Annotated in this window: 15 protein-coding genes; 3 read left to right on the forward strand and 12 right to left on the reverse strand. The window is 31.2% G+C overall.

The features are described 5' to 3' along the window. Window positions 1–26: 26 nt before the first annotated feature. Window positions 27–2015: a T9SS type A sorting domain-containing protein gene (locus M9Q43_RS00365; protein ID WP_262317008.1), complete on the reverse strand. Its 1989-nt coding sequence runs from the start codon at window positions 2013–2015 to the stop codon at window positions 27–29. Between the two features lie 52 nt (window positions 2016–2067). Between M9Q43_RS00365 and M9Q43_RS00370 the strand changes: the two genes are divergently transcribed. Next, window positions 2068–2280, forward strand: a complete 213-nt coding sequence (locus tag M9Q43_RS00370; RefSeq protein WP_262317009.1) for a VF530 family protein — start codon at window positions 2068–2070, stop codon at window positions 2278–2280. Here M9Q43_RS00370 and aat read toward each other — a convergent pair. The 3 genes from aat to M9Q43_RS00385 form a co-directional block, all read right to left on the reverse strand. After that, window positions 2270–2911: a leucyl/phenylalanyl-tRNA--protein transferase gene (gene aat, locus M9Q43_RS00375; protein ID WP_262317010.1), complete on the reverse strand. Its 642-nt coding sequence runs from the start codon at window positions 2909–2911 to the stop codon at window positions 2270–2272. The genes M9Q43_RS00370 and aat overlap by 11 nt on opposite strands. Before the next feature lie 93 nt (window positions 2912–3004). Continuing rightward, on the reverse strand, window positions 3005–3382 hold the full coding sequence (locus tag M9Q43_RS00380) for a DUF3127 domain-containing protein (RefSeq protein ID WP_262317011.1): 378 nt from the start codon (window positions 3380–3382) through the stop codon (window positions 3005–3007). An 11-nt stretch (window positions 3383–3393) separates the two neighbouring features. After that, window positions 3394–4269, reverse strand: a complete 876-nt coding sequence (locus M9Q43_RS00385; protein WP_262317012.1) for a flavin reductase family protein — start codon at window positions 4267–4269, stop codon at window positions 3394–3396. 105 nt (window positions 4270–4374) lie between these two features. On the opposite strand from M9Q43_RS00385, the gene M9Q43_RS00390 reads away from it, so the two are divergent. Further along, the gene (locus M9Q43_RS00390) at window positions 4375–5523 is read left to right on the forward strand and encodes a sensor histidine kinase (RefSeq protein WP_262317013.1); all 1149 of its coding nucleotides are present in this window, start codon (window positions 4375–4377) and stop codon (window positions 5521–5523) included. Between the two features lies 1 nt (window position 5524). Here the strand turns inward: M9Q43_RS00390 and M9Q43_RS00395 are convergent, their stop codons facing one another. Genes M9Q43_RS00395 through greA form a run of 3 tightly spaced genes read right to left on the reverse strand, consistent with a single transcriptional unit; the run spans window position 5525 to window position 7652 of the window. After that, window positions 5525–6694 carry a transglutaminase domain-containing protein gene (locus M9Q43_RS00395; RefSeq protein WP_262317014.1) on the reverse strand — a complete coding sequence of 390 codons (1170 nt, stop codon included), beginning with the start codon at window positions 6692–6694 and terminating at the stop codon, window positions 5525–5527. Between the two features lie 45 nt (window positions 6695–6739). Continuing rightward, window positions 6740–7129, reverse strand: coding sequence for an HIT family protein (locus M9Q43_RS00400; protein WP_262317015.1), 390 nt, complete (start codon window positions 7127–7129; stop codon window positions 6740–6742). A gap of 46 nt (window positions 7130–7175) precedes the next feature. Next, window positions 7176–7652, reverse strand: a complete 477-nt coding sequence (gene greA, locus M9Q43_RS00405) for a transcription elongation factor GreA (RefSeq protein WP_262317016.1) — start codon at window positions 7650–7652, stop codon at window positions 7176–7178. Window positions 7653–7807: 155 nt separating this feature from the next. Between greA and M9Q43_RS00410 the strand changes: the two genes are divergently transcribed. Continuing rightward, window positions 7808–8230 (forward strand): Rieske (2Fe-2S) protein, encoded by a 423-nt coding sequence (locus M9Q43_RS00410; protein ID WP_262317017.1) that lies wholly within the window; start codon window positions 7808–7810, stop codon window positions 8228–8230. 55 nt (window positions 8231–8285) lie between these two features. On the opposite strand, the gene M9Q43_RS00415 is transcribed toward M9Q43_RS00410, so the two are convergent. From M9Q43_RS00415 to M9Q43_RS00435, 5 genes are all read right to left on the reverse strand, one after another. Then, window positions 8286–10475: a TonB-dependent receptor gene (locus M9Q43_RS00415; protein ID WP_262317018.1), complete on the reverse strand. Its 2190-nt coding sequence runs from the start codon at window positions 10473–10475 to the stop codon at window positions 8286–8288. 212 nt (window positions 10476–10687) lie between these two features. After that, window positions 10688–11089, reverse strand: a complete 402-nt coding sequence (arfB, locus tag M9Q43_RS00420) for an alternative ribosome rescue aminoacyl-tRNA hydrolase ArfB (protein ID WP_262317019.1) — start codon at window positions 11087–11089, stop codon at window positions 10688–10690. Next, window positions 11082–13178 carry a DUF4301 family protein gene (locus M9Q43_RS00425; RefSeq protein WP_262317020.1) on the reverse strand — a complete coding sequence of 699 codons (2097 nt, stop codon included), beginning with the start codon at window positions 13176–13178 and terminating at the stop codon, window positions 11082–11084. The genes arfB and M9Q43_RS00425 overlap by 8 nt, the downstream gene beginning before the upstream one ends. Beyond that, on the reverse strand, window positions 13142–13759 hold the full coding sequence (gene pnuC / locus M9Q43_RS00430; RefSeq protein WP_262317021.1) for a nicotinamide riboside transporter PnuC: 618 nt from the start codon (window positions 13757–13759) through the stop codon (window positions 13142–13144). Before pnuC ends, M9Q43_RS00425 begins: the two co-directional genes overlap by 37 nt. Window positions 13760–13761: 2 nt before the next feature. Beyond that, entirely contained in the window at window positions 13762–14478 is a 717-nt protein-coding gene (locus M9Q43_RS00435) for a phosphoglycerol geranylgeranyltransferase (RefSeq protein ID WP_262317022.1), read from the reverse strand. Between the last annotated feature and the right edge of the window lies 1 nt (window position 14479).

The raw sequence follows: 14479 nt of genomic DNA on the forward strand, positions 1-14479 counted from the left end.
TCCTCTTTTTGATAACTATAAATATTTTACTGCTTTATAAATTTTTTAGTCATTTTTTGATTTTGAAAAATAATTTCTATAAAATAACAACCTTTAATTAGTCCATTAGTATCCAATCTTAGTTCGTTACTATTTACTATATTGTCTTGTATTTTTCTTCCTTGAATGTCATAAACGATAATTGAGTCAATATTGTTTTTTGAGGTTAAAAATAATGTGTTCTTTACTGGATTTGGGTATAACAAAACTTTGTTTTCACTCGAGAAATCTTCGCTACTCAAATTTTGAAAAGCAGATGCTGCAGTATTTGTAACTATCGGGAAATTATAATCAAAATAAATACTCGCAGTGTTGCTAACTGATTCCCCAACCGTTAATGTTGATTTTGTTTTGATTTTAAAAACAATATAACCATCATTTGTAGCATCATCAAAAGGTAAATTAATATTTTCAAAAATAAATTCTACTTTATCATCAGTGATTTTTGTTTTACAATTATGACTTGCATTAACCATTTCTAATGTAGAAATATCAAACTTTGTTGCGTCTATGGTATCACGAACCACAATATTTTGTGCAGGGTAGGTTCCAGTATTTTCAAAACGAATCTGATAATGTAGATAATCTCCTATTTTGTTTTGATCTACCACAACTCCTTCTAAACATGTTTTATCGTTTGGATCATATGAATTAACAACAATTTGATTTAATAAAAAAGTATTATCTGAAGGTGTTTGATCTGAAAACAATCCATTAATTGTTGAAGAAAACAGAAGTATATCTCCTCCATTCAAAGCTGGTGATTCTGTTGGTGCATTCAAATTGAAATTTACTGTAATACTTCCCATTTGAAATGGTTGAAGCGTGCCTAAATTCCAATTCAAAGCTCCTGTACTTTGACTAGTTGGGCTTGTTGATGCTGTTAAATAATCCATGACTAAATCATCAAAATTAAAACCCAAATTTGCATTTTCTATTTGAGTGCCTTTGTTCTTATATTGTATTTTATAGCTAGCATCAAAACCTGGTCGTGCCACACCAATAGGCACGATAGCAACTTCTAAATCATGAAATATACCATTTGCTGTAACACAAAAATCTTGAATAAAAGGGCTTGCTTGTGTAGGAAAATCCACTGTAGTAGATGCTGGAGTAACCGTAAAATAAGTAGGATTTTCAATTTGAGGTGTTATGGTATAATTACCCGCTGGCACATAGGTCTCATAAAAACCCGCAGCGTTAGTAAGTGTGGTTAAAGCTGTTGTGCCATTGGAAACATTAACTTTAAAATTAGAATAACCACTATCTAAAACAGAGCAACCGTTGTTATCTGCATCAAAATGAGCAGTACCATTAATTGTAAAATAATTGCCCCCTGGTGTAAAATTGCAATAACTATTAACTACTACACTCGCCGGAACTCCCACTTGAGTGGTACTTGCGCTTTGAAAATAAGAAATATAAAATGCCTCCTGATTGTCATTTACACAAACGTGACTTAAATTTGGATTGTTTTCAATATAAATACCATTTACTCCAACACCATTTTTTATATTTAAAGTTATTAAATTGTTGTTATCGGCAACAACATCTATTACAGTGTACAATGTGTTACTTAAATCTAAACTGGTCAACTGGTTATAAGAACAATATAAATTTGTTATCGAATATAAATTTGATAAATTAAGATTTGTCAAATTATTATTACTACAATTTAATGTATAGAAGTTTGAAAAACTATTCAACACACTCAAATCAGAAATGTTATTACCACTACAATCTAACCAATCCATTTCTGTAAAATACTGAATCCCTTCTAATGAATAAATATTTGAATTTTGTAGTTGCAAATCATAAACCTCGACTGTTTCTGACATTTCAATTTCACCATTTCCATTATCGTCAACACCGAGTGCGATTAGTTTTGCTTTAAAATTTGCATCGGGTATGTTGATAACTTGTGCTTGTATTGAAAAAGTAAATAGCAGGGATAATAAGATAAATATATATTTCATAAATAATTTATTGAGTAACTTTACCAAAGATATTAAAATAAATCATACAAATATGAGCAACGACCCACTTCACGGAAAACCTTTAAAGGAAATTGTAGAACAATTAGTAAATTTCTATGGCTTTGATAGGTTAGCCGAATTAATAAACATCAACTGTTTTAAGGAAAATCCATCGGTAAAATCAAGCTTAACATTCTTAAGAAAAACAGATTGGGCAAGAAAAAAAGTGGAAGAATTGTATGTGAGAACTTTGCCTAAACTTTAGACTTCAAAACCATCAAAAAATCTTCTCTGTCAATTTCAACACAACCTAAACTATCTAAATGGTCGTTATAGACTTGACAATCTAATAAATGATAGTTTGCCATTTCTAATTGTTTTGCTAACGCAATAAAAGCTAATTTACTAGCATTTGACACTTTTGAAAACATACTTTCACCACAAAAAACGTGACCCAAATCAACGCCATACAAACCTCCAACCAATTCGTCATTTTGCCAAACCTCAACACTTTTTGCGATTCCTAACTCGTGCAATTTACAATAGGCTTCTACCATATTGTCGGTAATCCAAGTTCCTAGCTGATCTTTTCTGGAAATCTTTTTGCAGTTTAGAATTACATCTCTAAAAGCGGTATTGAACGTAACTTTAAATTTCCTTTGATTTATAATGTTTCGCATGCTTTTCGAAATCTTCAAATCTTCAAAAAATAACACCATGCGTTCTGGTGGGCTCCACCACAAAATTGGTTCATCATCTTCAAACCATGGAAATATTCCCGATTTATATGCTAATACAAGTCGTTCTGGAGACAAATCACCTCCAACCGCTACAATCCCTTCAGGTGAAGCTGTTTCTGCAGGCGGAAAATATAATTCTTTGGTTAAAAAATACATCGTTTTAAATTTAGAATTCAGAAATTAGAATTTAGAAAAAGAAAAAGTCAGAAATTATAAAACTTCTGACTTCTAAACTCTGACTTCTAACTTTTAAAAAGGTAAATCGTCGTGTTCTTCTTCTTTGAAGTTAGTTGCTGGTTCAAATGCTTCTGATGCAGGCATTGGTGGCATTTGTGGTGCGCTTGGCGCTTCTGCTTGAACTTTTTCAATTCTCCAACCTTGTATAGAGTTGAAATATTTTGTTTCTCCTTGTGGATTAACCCATTCTCTTCCTCTTAAATTGATAGAAACTTTTACTTGTTCTCCAACATTATAATTGTTTAACAAATCTGTTTTGTCTTGTGCAAACTCAATCAAAATGTGTTGAGGATATTGCTCTTCTGTAGTAACTACAAGTTCTCTTTTTTTGAAAGAAGCACTTACTTGTTGTACAGGATTAATTAATTTTACTCTTCCTAAAACTTCCATAATACTTAAATTTATTTTTTTGCTAATAACAATTTCCAAGCATCAATAGCTCTTCCATTATCTACATACTCTTTTGCTTTTTGAAATTTTGTATCCATATCATCGGCACTTAAAACCGCTTTTACTTCAAAATTTTCTTTTACAAATATAGCAATTTCTTCTTCGGTTGGAATATTTTCTATGTTTCCTAATTTTCCTAAATCATTACCCGTAAAATAGCCACTTTCTTTGATGAAATCAGGAATCATGTCAACACCAATTCCTAAAGTGGTCAATGGTTTTTCAACCTCAAACATCCCTACATTAGAACGGCTATACCAATTACCTCCCATTCGGGCAACCAAATCAATTTTGTGTTGGTCAATCATTCCTGTTGCATCCAAAACGGCTTCATTAATATGAATTTTCACCACTTCACAAATTACTAAATTTCCTGCTCCGCCTTGGTCGCCTAAAGCAATCACATCGTTAATTTTACATTCAAACTGCACTGGACTTTCAGCTACACGAAATGGTTTTACTTTGTCTGATTTTAGCATCGTAAATCCTGCTTTTTCAAACTCATTAACTCCATCTGGATATTCGGTACTTGATAATGACATTTGTTGTACGATGTCGAAATTCACTACATTAATCACAACTTCTTTAGTGTTTTGAGCGTTGATTAATGTATGTTTTGTAGTATTATCACGAACCCTTCTTGCTGGCGAAAAAATCAAAATCGGTGGATTAGAACTAAACACATTAAAGAAACTAAAGGGCGATAAATTTGGATTTCCATTACTATCCATAGTGCTTGCAAAAGCTATAGGTCTTGGCGCTACTGCACTTTGTAAATATCCTTGTAATTTTGCTGGCGCTATTTCTTTTGGATCGATGCTTAACATACTAAAACTATTTTTTACAAAGATAACAAACAATTACAAGTTCAATTACAAGAATAAACATCAAATTAAAAAGGATTTTAGTATTTTTACTTCAAATACGAATACATGCAGTTTTCAGAAAAGCGAAATCTTACGCGTTGGTTTATCATATTAGCTTCCTTTTTCATAGTAATTTTAATACTTTGGAATACTTACAACTTTTTCCAAATTTTCAAAAATGAAGAACGTGCAAAAATGGAATTTTGGGCAAGCGCTCTTACAACGATTGCTAATGCAAATGAAAATACCGACATAGAACTTCCTTTGCAAATTATTACAAAAAACACAACCATTCCTATTTTTATTACAGATAGTAAAGAAAATATTATTGATTTTAATAATATTGATGAAGAAATTTCCAAAGATAGTATTGCACTAAAAAAGTATTTCAATTCCGTAAAAAACGACAACCAACCCATCAAAATGGAGCGCTCAAATAGTAAATATCAATTGGTTTATTATGGAGATTCACCTTTATTGAACAAACTGAAATATTATCCTGTTGCCTTGTTGTTGATTATTATTTTGTTTGGCGCCGTTGTTTATAATTTTTATCGTGCTACAAAAATGGCAACTCAAAATAAACTTTGGGCTGGAATGGCTAAAGAAACCGCGCATCAAATTGGAACGCCTTTGTCTTCGTTAATTGGTTGGTTAGAAATTTTAAAATTAGACAATGTAGAAGAAAGTACCATTGTTGAAATTGAAAAAGACATTACGCGATTACAAACTATTACCGATAGATTTTCGAAAATAGGAAGCGAACCTGTGTTAGAAAAACGCGATATTATTGAAGACACGAAAAACACAGTTGATTATTTACAAACTCGAGTTTCTCAGCAGGTTATTTTTACTTTTAAAGCTCCCGAACACCCTATTTTTGTTGCGATTAATCCTGCTTTACACAGTTGGACGATTGAAAATTTAGTTAAAAATGCTATTGATGCCATGAAAGGCAAAGGAAGTTTAGCTATTGCAATTTCGGAATTAGAAGATGTGGTTAAAATTAAAATTACTGATAGTGGCAAAGGAATTCCAAAAAACCAATTTTCAAAAGTTTTTGAACCTGGATTTACCACAAAAAAACGCGGTTGGGGATTAGGATTATCGTTAACAAAACGAATTGTTCAGGAATATCATAAAGGAAGAATAAAAGTGGCTCATTCTGAAATTGGAAAAGGAACAACCATGCAAATGAGTTTTAAGAAAGTCTAAATTATTTAATTGGAAGTCCAAACCAGGTAACGGTTCTAAACATTTTTTTTCTTTCTTTTTTACTTTTTGATATGTATTCTTTTACAAATTCATATTGCTCTTGTGCTTGTTTAACCGTTTCAGAAATTGATGATTTTAATGCATTAAAACTTGAAGTATTTTCTTTTCCTACACTTCCTAAAATAAAAAATTCTTTTTGAACATTTTCTAACTTTTCCTTAGGTGTTTGAATCATTTCTAAAAGAATTACGTCTGAATACGATGGCGTAAATTCTTTATTTCTATAAATAATAAAATCGTTCAATAATACAATTGCTACGTTGTATTCTTCTACAATTTCGTTAAATTTTTCAACATTTTTATTCATTCTTGAAACATTAAATACACTTTTCATGTAATTATATTGTTCCAAAATTAAGTCGTTCAAAATTTCATTCTTTTGAATTCTTTCTGAACTTTCAAATGCTTTATCAACTTCTGATAATTTTAGGTATTTATCGATTTCAATCTGATACTCAAAATTTATTTTTGGCTTTCCATCATATGGTTTTCCGTTATAAAATTCGCGATTAGTAATGGGTTCTTTTGTAAATTGCCATAAATAATCAAAAGGCATGTGCGAAATAATTGCAGCTGAAGGCAACATTTTAAAATGTTTAGAAACTAAGTTGCGAACAAATTTATCATTTTTTACATAACCCGAATCCCAAGTTGGATCAAATATATACCAATTTTTATCTTGCATTTTAATGGCACACCATGCATGTGATAAATTGCTAATTTGATTATTTTGCTTTGTATAACCTGTAACTATTTGACATTGATAGCCCAATTTATCTACTATAGCTTTAAACAGTTTAGCATAGTGAATACAAACTCCTTTATTTGTTGCAATGGTTTTTGTAACAAAATCTTCATCGCTACTAAATAATTCTGTAGAAAAATTATAGGTAACGTCATAAGAAATAGTTGAAATTACATAAAAATAAGCTGCTTTTATTTGCAGTTCTTCGCCTTTAAAATTTGTTTGAATATAGCTTGCAATTTCCTGAGCTGACTTTGTTTGCTGTTCTGGAATTAGACGCATTTGTTTTTCAACGGGAGCGTAAATGCTTTTAACTTGTGAAAAAAGAATAGTTTGAAAAAATAAAAGAAAAATTATATATTTCATAGCTGTTTTTAATCAAAAAAAAACACCAAAAAGGTGCTTTTTTTATTATAAATTAGAAGCAATTTGCTTCGCTAATTCTTGAAACTCTACTGGTGATAAACTGGTTTTTCTTTGAAAACGCATATCATCCATGTCTTGAAGTGGAATTAAATGTACGTGAACGTGCGGCACTTCTAATCCTACCACAGCAACACCAATTCGTTTACATTCAACCGATTTTTCAACTGCTTTTGCAATTTTTCTTGAAAACTTCATCAACCCTAAATAATGCTCTTCTTCCATATCAAAGATTTTATTAATCTCTTGTTTTGGAATACAAAGTGTATGTCCTTTTGCATTTGGATTCACATCTAAAAAAGCCAAATAATTTTCATCTTCAGCTATTTTATAGCAAGGAATTTCTCCGTTTACTATTTTGGTAAAAATTGAACTCATTTTTCAAGTTTATAAGTTTAAAAGTAGAAATGCTTCCTAATAAAGATTAATCTCTAGAAATTTCTAATATTTCAAATTTCAATACGCCATTTGGCACATTAATTTCGGCAATTTCTCCAACAGATTTTCCAAGTAAACCTTTCCCAATAGGAGAAGTTACAGAAATTTTACCTGTTTTTAAATCTGCTTCACTTTCTGCAACCAAAGTATAGGTCATTTCCATACCATTGGTTTGGTTTTTAATTTTTACTTTAGACAACACCAAAGCTTTAGATAAATCTAACTGAGATTCATCTATTAAACGTGCATTTGAAACAATCTCTTCCATCTTAGAAATTCTCATTTCTAACAATCCTTGAGCTTCTTTTGCCGCATCATATTCTGCGTTTTCAGACAAATCACCTTTGTCTCTTGCTTCTGCAATGGCTTGCGATGCTTTTGGTCTTTCTATACTTTTAAGTTGGTCTAATTCTTCTCTTAATTTTTTTAACCCTTCTGCTGTGTAATAAGATACTGTACTCATAACTTCATTGTTTATAAAATAGAAAGAATCCCACCTACATGGGATTCCTTTTCACAAAGATAGTAATTTATTTTTAATATTAATTTATGACATTGTATAATGTATCTCAAAAGTAATTAATTAAATTTGTTTTACAATTGAAATAAAAAAAACTCATGAAAAAATATATTATTTTACTTATTCTTCCTTTTTTAATGGGTTGCGATAAAGAAAATTTCAGCAATAACAATCCGTATTTACCTAATTATGGTTTTAGTTTAAATATTAATATGTCGTTGCCTCAATATAGCAATTTACAATTTCCAAGCAATGCTGTTTATATTAATAATGGTAGTGCTGGCGTTAGAGGAATTTTTGTTTTTAATACTGGAAGCGGCTATGTTGCTTTTGACGCTGCTTGCCCAAATCAGGCATTAAGTAGCTGTTCGACTATGACATTAAGTGGTATTAATGCTATTTGTGGATGTGATAGCGCTTCTTATAGCTTATTTACTGGTCAAGCTGCTGGAATGCAATATTCAATGAAACAATATAGGGTGGAACAAATTGATGCAGTTTCGTTACGTGTATATAACTAATAAAAAAGCCTGAAAGTTTATATTTTCAGGCTTTTTTCAACTTAACTTAATTTAACTAAAATTTTAAACTCATCCCTAGAAGAAAGTTTATTCCAGCTTGTGGATAATATCCTGTTCCTTCAACAGTGGTAACGTTTCCTGGATTACTCCAATCGTCATCGTAGGTGTAGAAATATCCGTTTGATTCATATTCTAAATCGAAAATATTATTCACCAATCCTGAAAAAACAATTGATTTAATGGCTTTATTTAACGTCCATTCGTAATTAACATTCAAATCATTTACAAAGTAAGCATCTAATTTAGATTGCTCTGAATCGATATTTCCCATGTATTGCTCGCTTACAAATTTGGATAAAAATGAAATTTGAAAATCCTTAATAGGTAAAAAAGTTAGGCGATTTCCTACGATTAAATTTGGGGAAAACGCAATGTCAGTATTGCCTAAGTTTTGCAAAACACCATCTCGTTGAAAATAGAAATCTTGATTTTTGTTTTGGCTCAAAGTTACGTTTGGATTTAAAATTAACTTATCTGTAATTGCAATTGATGACTCAACTTCTAATCCTACTCTATAACTTTTTCCGCTATTGGTAAAAATTGGCGAACCCACATCATTCAAAGCTCCAGTTAAAACCAATTGGTCTTTGTAGTTCATATAAAATGCATTGGCGCTAATTTTTACTTTTTGAGTATTGTATTTCCAACCCAATTCATAATCAAATAAACGTTCTGGTTTTACACTTCCGTTTTCATAATCATCACGTCTTGGTTCTTTGTTTGCGATTCCGAAATACCCATAAAATGAATTTTTAGCATTCAATTGATAGCTCAAACCTGCTTTTGGATTAAAAAATCGAAATGTATCATTTACATCAGAAAACTTAACACTTGTTGCTTCATAAAACACCATTCGATATTGCAAATCAGTAAATAAATTCAGTTTGCTTGTGATATTATATGATGCTTTAGTATAGAAATTTACATCATCTTTGTTTCCGAAATCATCATAATATCGGTTTTGATTTGGGATGTAATTTTGCGTCCAAACTACTTCTCCAAAATGTTTTCCTAAATAACGATTAGCTGCTCCTCCAAATAACAAATCGGTTTTTGCTGTTTTATAATTTAAAGAGAATGTTGCTCCAAAAAAATCATTATCCAACCAACGTTTTCTTACCAAATCTGAAGTCGAATTTCCGTTGAAATCAGGTAAATTGTAATCGGCTAAATCTTCATCTTCTCTATATTGCTCAAAATAACCTTTACCGATGGTATAATGTAGTGCTGCATTTGAAATCCATTTTTCAGACCATTTTTCAGACCAATGTAATTGAAAATGATTTTGCCAATAATTATCGGTTTCATTGTCGTAGAATTGTGTATTTCCAAATTCATCCGTATACATTCCTGCTGGATTGAATGTACGGTCGTTTTCTAATTTATCAACATCTTCAATGCCATACCAAGCTTGATAGGTTTTTTCTTTCCCGCCAAAAGCTAAAAATTTTACTTGTGATTTTTCGGTGATGTAATTGGCATTAAAAAAGTAGCCAAACATATTAGAAGAAGCTCTATCAATAAATCCGTCAGAGGCAATATTTGAAATTCGAGCATTCATTTCAAAATTATTGTGCAAGCCCGTTCCAAAGGCTAAAGTGTGTTTTCTCGTATTGAAACTTCCCACTGAATTTGAAACCTCAGCATAGGCTTTTTCTTGAAACGATTTAGTTTGCATGTTTAAACTCGCACCGAAAGCTCCGGCTCCGTTAGTTGAAGTTCCTACACCGCGTTGCAACTGAACAGTTTCTAATGAAGAAGCAAAATCGGGTAAATTCACAAAAAATGTTCCTTGACTTTCACTATCGTTAAACGGAACTCCATTTAAAGTAACATTGATTCGAGAACCATCGGAACCACGAACTCTCATGTAGGTATAACCTACGCCATTTCCAGCATCGGTTGTAGTAACTACAGAAGGCAAATAATTTAATAAAACTGGAATGTCTTGTCCTAAATTACGTGGAGCAATTTCTGCGGCAGCAACATTAGTGTAAGTGATTGGATTTTTGTCCTTTGCCCTAACCGAAGATACAATAACTTCTTTTAGTTGTGTGACTTTTGTGGTGTCTTTCTGTGCTTCTTGAGAGAAAGAAAATAGAGAAAAGAAAATAGAAAATAGACTTAAATAAGTCTTTGTACTGCATACTTTGTACCTTGTACTTTTTTTGGGTAAAGTTTTCATTCGTAAAATATATACGAATAAAAGGGGCAATTACTCTTTGTTAAAAATTAAATTTGATACTCTTTGACACTAATAAACGTGCACTTTTTTTAGTGTCTTTTCCCTAAACAGCATTACCTGTTCTAGGTTCTATGGGTATGATCTCAGCTCGATATTTTGAGCACCCCTTTGAGACATGGCAAAGATATAACTCTTTAGTTTAAAGTTCCTAGTTAAAAGTTGGGTTTCTTTCTGTTTTCTTTTATGGAAGCGGTCGACTTTTTTTCTTGCAAGCGTTTTTCTTTAACTGCTCTTGGAATTTTCGTTTCTTTGCGTTGTTTCGGGATTTTTAAACCGTTTTCAATGACTTTCAAGAATTTTTTAACAACAACTTCTTTGTTTTTAAGTTGACTTCTATCTTCTTCGCTTGTGAGAATGAGTATGTTTTCTTGTGTTAATTTAGTTGAAATTTTAGTTTTCAAAAGTTCTTTTTCTTCTTGGTTTAAACCCAAAGAATTAAACAAATCAAAACTCAAAACTACTTTTGAAGATACTTTATTAACGTTTTGACCGCCAGCACCACTACTCCTAACAGCTTTAAATTTTAATTCGGAAAGTAAAATTTCTTTATCCATTATTTTCGGGTTGATGTGCTGGTTTTAATAAATCATTTACGGTTTTAACCGGATTAAAAGTAACCAAAGGTACTTCCACAAAAAGTGTGAGCCAATTTGCCATTGCACCATTCCATAATCCTGGTAATTCGTATGCTTTGTATGGTTTGCCGTTTTTATTTTTAGAAACGATAAAGCCCGTATTTTCATCAACAAATTGTGTTAAATCAAATTTTTCTCCTTTGTAATTCTTAACGCCACAAACTAAATCTACTGGATTAAAATGAGTGGCCTCATTTACAATTTGCACTTGTTTTTCGTTTGTTAAATCAATCTGCGAAGTTTCAATAATTTGCAAAGATATTTTCCCATTTTCGTCTTTCACCCAAAAAGGACCACCACCAGGTTCTCCTTCATTTTTAACCATTCCACAAACACGAATTGGTCGATTTAATTCGTTAAAGAGATATTGTATTTGAAACGATTTTTTATACATTTCAAAATCATTTGGAAAAATAATATGTAACTGTCGTTGGGCAAATGCTTTAATTTCGTTTATTTTTTCAATTGAAACGGATTCACTTTCTAATTCTTGCAAAAATGTAAAAATTTGCTGTTGCAATTTGAATAAAATTCCGCCTAAAAGTTTTTTATATTTTACGATGTCAACAATATGATTTTGCGAAACATTATCAATATTTTTAATAAAAATGATATCCGATGAAAGTTGGTTCAAATTTTCAATCAAAGCTCCATGTCCGCCAGGACGAAAAACCAATTCACCTCTATCATTTCTAAAAGGTGTGTTGTCATTATTTACCGCTAACGTATCCGTTGTTTCTTGCTGAAATGAAAAAGTTATGTCTACATTTTCGTGTTGTCTTATAATTTCTTCAAATGAAGATTGGTGCTCTGGCGAAACCGTAAAATGTATTTTTGCTTTTCTGTTCGGAATTTGGTAAAAAACCGATTCTTTAATGTGTTCTTCAATTGGAGTAACTATTTTGTCTTCTTTTTGATGAAAAGGTAAAACTCCTTTTGGTTTATTTGCAAAGTCAAAATGTTCTTTTGAAAGCATTGTTTTTATTAAAAGATAATTTCGTTCTTCGCGTTCCTTTTCAAAATAATTTGGGTAAATTTCAATTGTTTTCTGTTTTAACTCAGTATAAAAAGGAAAACTTTTTAATCCTACTAAAAAAACCGATAATTCAGTACATTTCTTATGATTTATGTATGAATTTATTGTGTCATTTTCAGCATCAAACTCATTAATAAATTCTGACAGAAACTTAAACATTCGGCTAGCAGCTCCCGAAGCTGGAACGAACTTTTGAATGTCTAAATTTTGTTTTTTATCATCAAAAAAATGAATATATTTTTTAATTTCTTCTTCACTATAAGCAAAAATTCCGTCGTTTTTTACAGCAGAACGTACTAAATTCACCTTTGCAATTCCGTCTTTAAAAAACTGCATTTGCTTATGAATTGTTGAAAGCAATATTTTCTTATGATAGATCGCAACAAAATCAGCAGAAGTAAAACCTAATTGCTTGGCAAGAACCAATTCATCAATTATTTTTACTGCTTTTTCAAATCTTGAGGTAACATCGCCTTTGAGTTTTATATACGGATTTCCATTAGCGATTATTGCCTTTTTGAATGTTCCAAATGTAATTTCTCTATCATCTGGACTATCGCGCAAGTCGTCAGCTTCCCAAGGCACATCAATATTGGTAAGAAAAATTAAATCATACTCATGTTCTCTTGCTGCTTTTTCTAAATTCGCATCACATCTATTGTAATAAATGTCTGAAAAAACCTTAGTGACTAATAAGTTAGTATCACAAAACAAGAATTTTTTGGCTTTTAAAACCGCCTCGTTCTCTAATTTTACTTGACCAATTGCAATAGGAATCAAATCTTCTTCTGTACAAATTTCCTTATTTTTATCCCATTTTTCTTGTAAGAAATCGCGAGCAAATTCAGGAATCCACTCGTCGTTGTAATGTGCGGCTAATTGTTTTGAAAGCGTAGTTTTACCTGTGCTTTCAGGACCATACATTGCGATTTTTATTATACTTGTTGGTAACTGTTTAAAATCTTCTTCCATTGTAAATAAGCCATGACGGCTAAAATTGTAAAAATCAAATATTGTAATGACAACATTCCCAAGCCTCTATGAGCAAATAATGGAACTGCAATACAATCTCCTATAATCCATAATGTCCAACTCTCTAATTTTTTTAAAGCCATATACCACATGGCTGTAAAAAATATTCCTGATGTAAAAATATCAATATAATTAGGAATTTCAAGCTTATAATCAAAAAAAACATATACAAAATATGTGATTATCATGGTAAGAATAAATAGACCAAAACCTATAATCTTTTCTTTTGTTGATGTTCTTGAAATTAACAAATCGGGCTCAGTCGATTTTGTTGACCATTTGTACCAACCATAAACACTCATTATTGAATAATAAAAATTCATGGTCATGTCTCCAAAATACTTTGCTTGATACAACAAATAAACCGTAATTACTGTCGAAATCAAACCTGTTGGGTACACCCAAATGTTTTCTTTTTTAGCAAAATAAACACTCAAAATTCCGAATATAAAAGCCACAAATTCTAATGAAATTTGAAAGTTTGAAGCTTCTTTATATTGGTTAATTAAAAAATCGAGCATGATTATAAATTAAAAAAGTTGGTATCATTTTCAAAAGCAGTTCCAATCACAACCAAATCTGCTCCAGCATCGCAAACTTCTTGAATGGTCTTCATTGAACGAACACCTCCACCTACAATCAACGGAATTTCGATATTTTGAGCAACGTAGCGAATCATTTCTAACGAAACATGATTATTAGCGCCACTTCCAGCTTCTAAATAAATTAATTTCTTTCCTAAAAATTCGCCTGCTTTTGCTGTTTTATAGGCCAATTCAATATTCTCTTGTTCAATCGGTTGCGTTTGACTTACACGTTGTACAGCCGTTTCTTTTCCTCCATCGATAAGTAAATATCCTGTTGGAATAATTTCCAAATTTGATTTTTCTAAAGCTTCAACCGAATTAATATGATGTTCTATCAAATATTCTGGATTTCGACCTGAAAGCAAACTTAGAAATAGAATTCCATCGGCTTCATTGGAAATCTGAGAAGGATGTCCTGGAAAAATTAATACTGGTAATTGAGTCGTTGTTTTAATAACTGAAATCAATTCGTCTAAATGTGTTCCACTGAAAGTGCTTCCACCTACAAAAATATGTGTGGCTGTTGACTTTTTAATTTTATCTGACAAAACAATTGCTTGTTTAATTGAAACCTTTTCGGGATCGATTAAAATGGCTAATAGTTTTTGACGATTCTTTTTCGCTATAAGTATATTTTGATACAGGTTTTGCATT

The organism is Flavobacterium odoriferum (genome assembly GCF_025499515.1).
Lineage (GTDB): Bacteria > Bacteroidota > Bacteroidia > Flavobacteriales > Flavobacteriaceae > Flavobacterium > Flavobacterium odoriferum.

Coding starts and splice junctions, on each gene's coding strand:
- M9Q43_RS00365 (WP_262317008.1), bottom strand. CDS start 2,015: ATGAAATATATATTTATCTTATTATCCCTGCTATTTACTTTTTCAATA.
- pnuC (WP_262317021.1), bottom strand. CDS start 13,759: ATGCTCGATTTTTTAATTAACCAATATAAAGAAGCTTCAAACTTTCAA.
- M9Q43_RS00370 (WP_262317009.1), top strand. CDS start 2,068: ATGAGCAACGACCCACTTCACGGAAAACCTTTAAAGGAAATTGTAGAA.
- M9Q43_RS00435 (WP_262317022.1), bottom strand. CDS start 14,478: ATGCAAAACCTGTATCAAAATATACTTATAGCGAAAAAGAATCGTCAA.
- M9Q43_RS00400 (WP_262317015.1), bottom strand. CDS start 7,129: ATGAGTTCAATTTTTACCAAAATAGTAAACGGAGAAATTCCTTGCTAT.
- M9Q43_RS00425 (WP_262317020.1), bottom strand. CDS start 13,178: ATGGAAGAAGATTTTAAACAGTTACCAACAAGTATAATAAAAATCGCA.
- M9Q43_RS00395 (WP_262317014.1), bottom strand. CDS start 6,694: ATGAAATATATAATTTTTCTTTTATTTTTTCAAACTATTCTTTTTTCA.
- arfB (WP_262317019.1), bottom strand. CDS start 11,089: ATGGATAAAGAAATTTTACTTTCCGAATTAAAATTTAAAGCTGTTAGG.
- M9Q43_RS00390 (WP_262317013.1), top strand. CDS start 4,375: ATGCAGTTTTCAGAAAAGCGAAATCTTACGCGTTGGTTTATCATATTA.
- M9Q43_RS00410 (WP_262317017.1), top strand. CDS start 7,808: ATGAAAAAATATATTATTTTACTTATTCTTCCTTTTTTAATGGGTTGC.
- M9Q43_RS00380 (WP_262317011.1), bottom strand. CDS start 3,382: ATGGAAGTTTTAGGAAGAGTAAAATTAATTAATCCTGTACAACAAGTA.
- M9Q43_RS00415 (WP_262317018.1), bottom strand. CDS start 10,475: ATGAAAACTTTACCCAAAAAAAGTACAAGGTACAAAGTATGCAGTACA.
- aat (WP_262317010.1), bottom strand. CDS start 2,911: ATGTATTTTTTAACCAAAGAATTATATTTTCCGCCTGCAGAAACAGCT.
- M9Q43_RS00385 (WP_262317012.1), bottom strand. CDS start 4,269: ATGTTAAGCATCGATCCAAAAGAAATAGCGCCAGCAAAATTACAAGGA.
- greA (WP_262317016.1), bottom strand. CDS start 7,652: ATGAGTACAGTATCTTATTACACAGCAGAAGGGTTAAAAAAATTAAGA.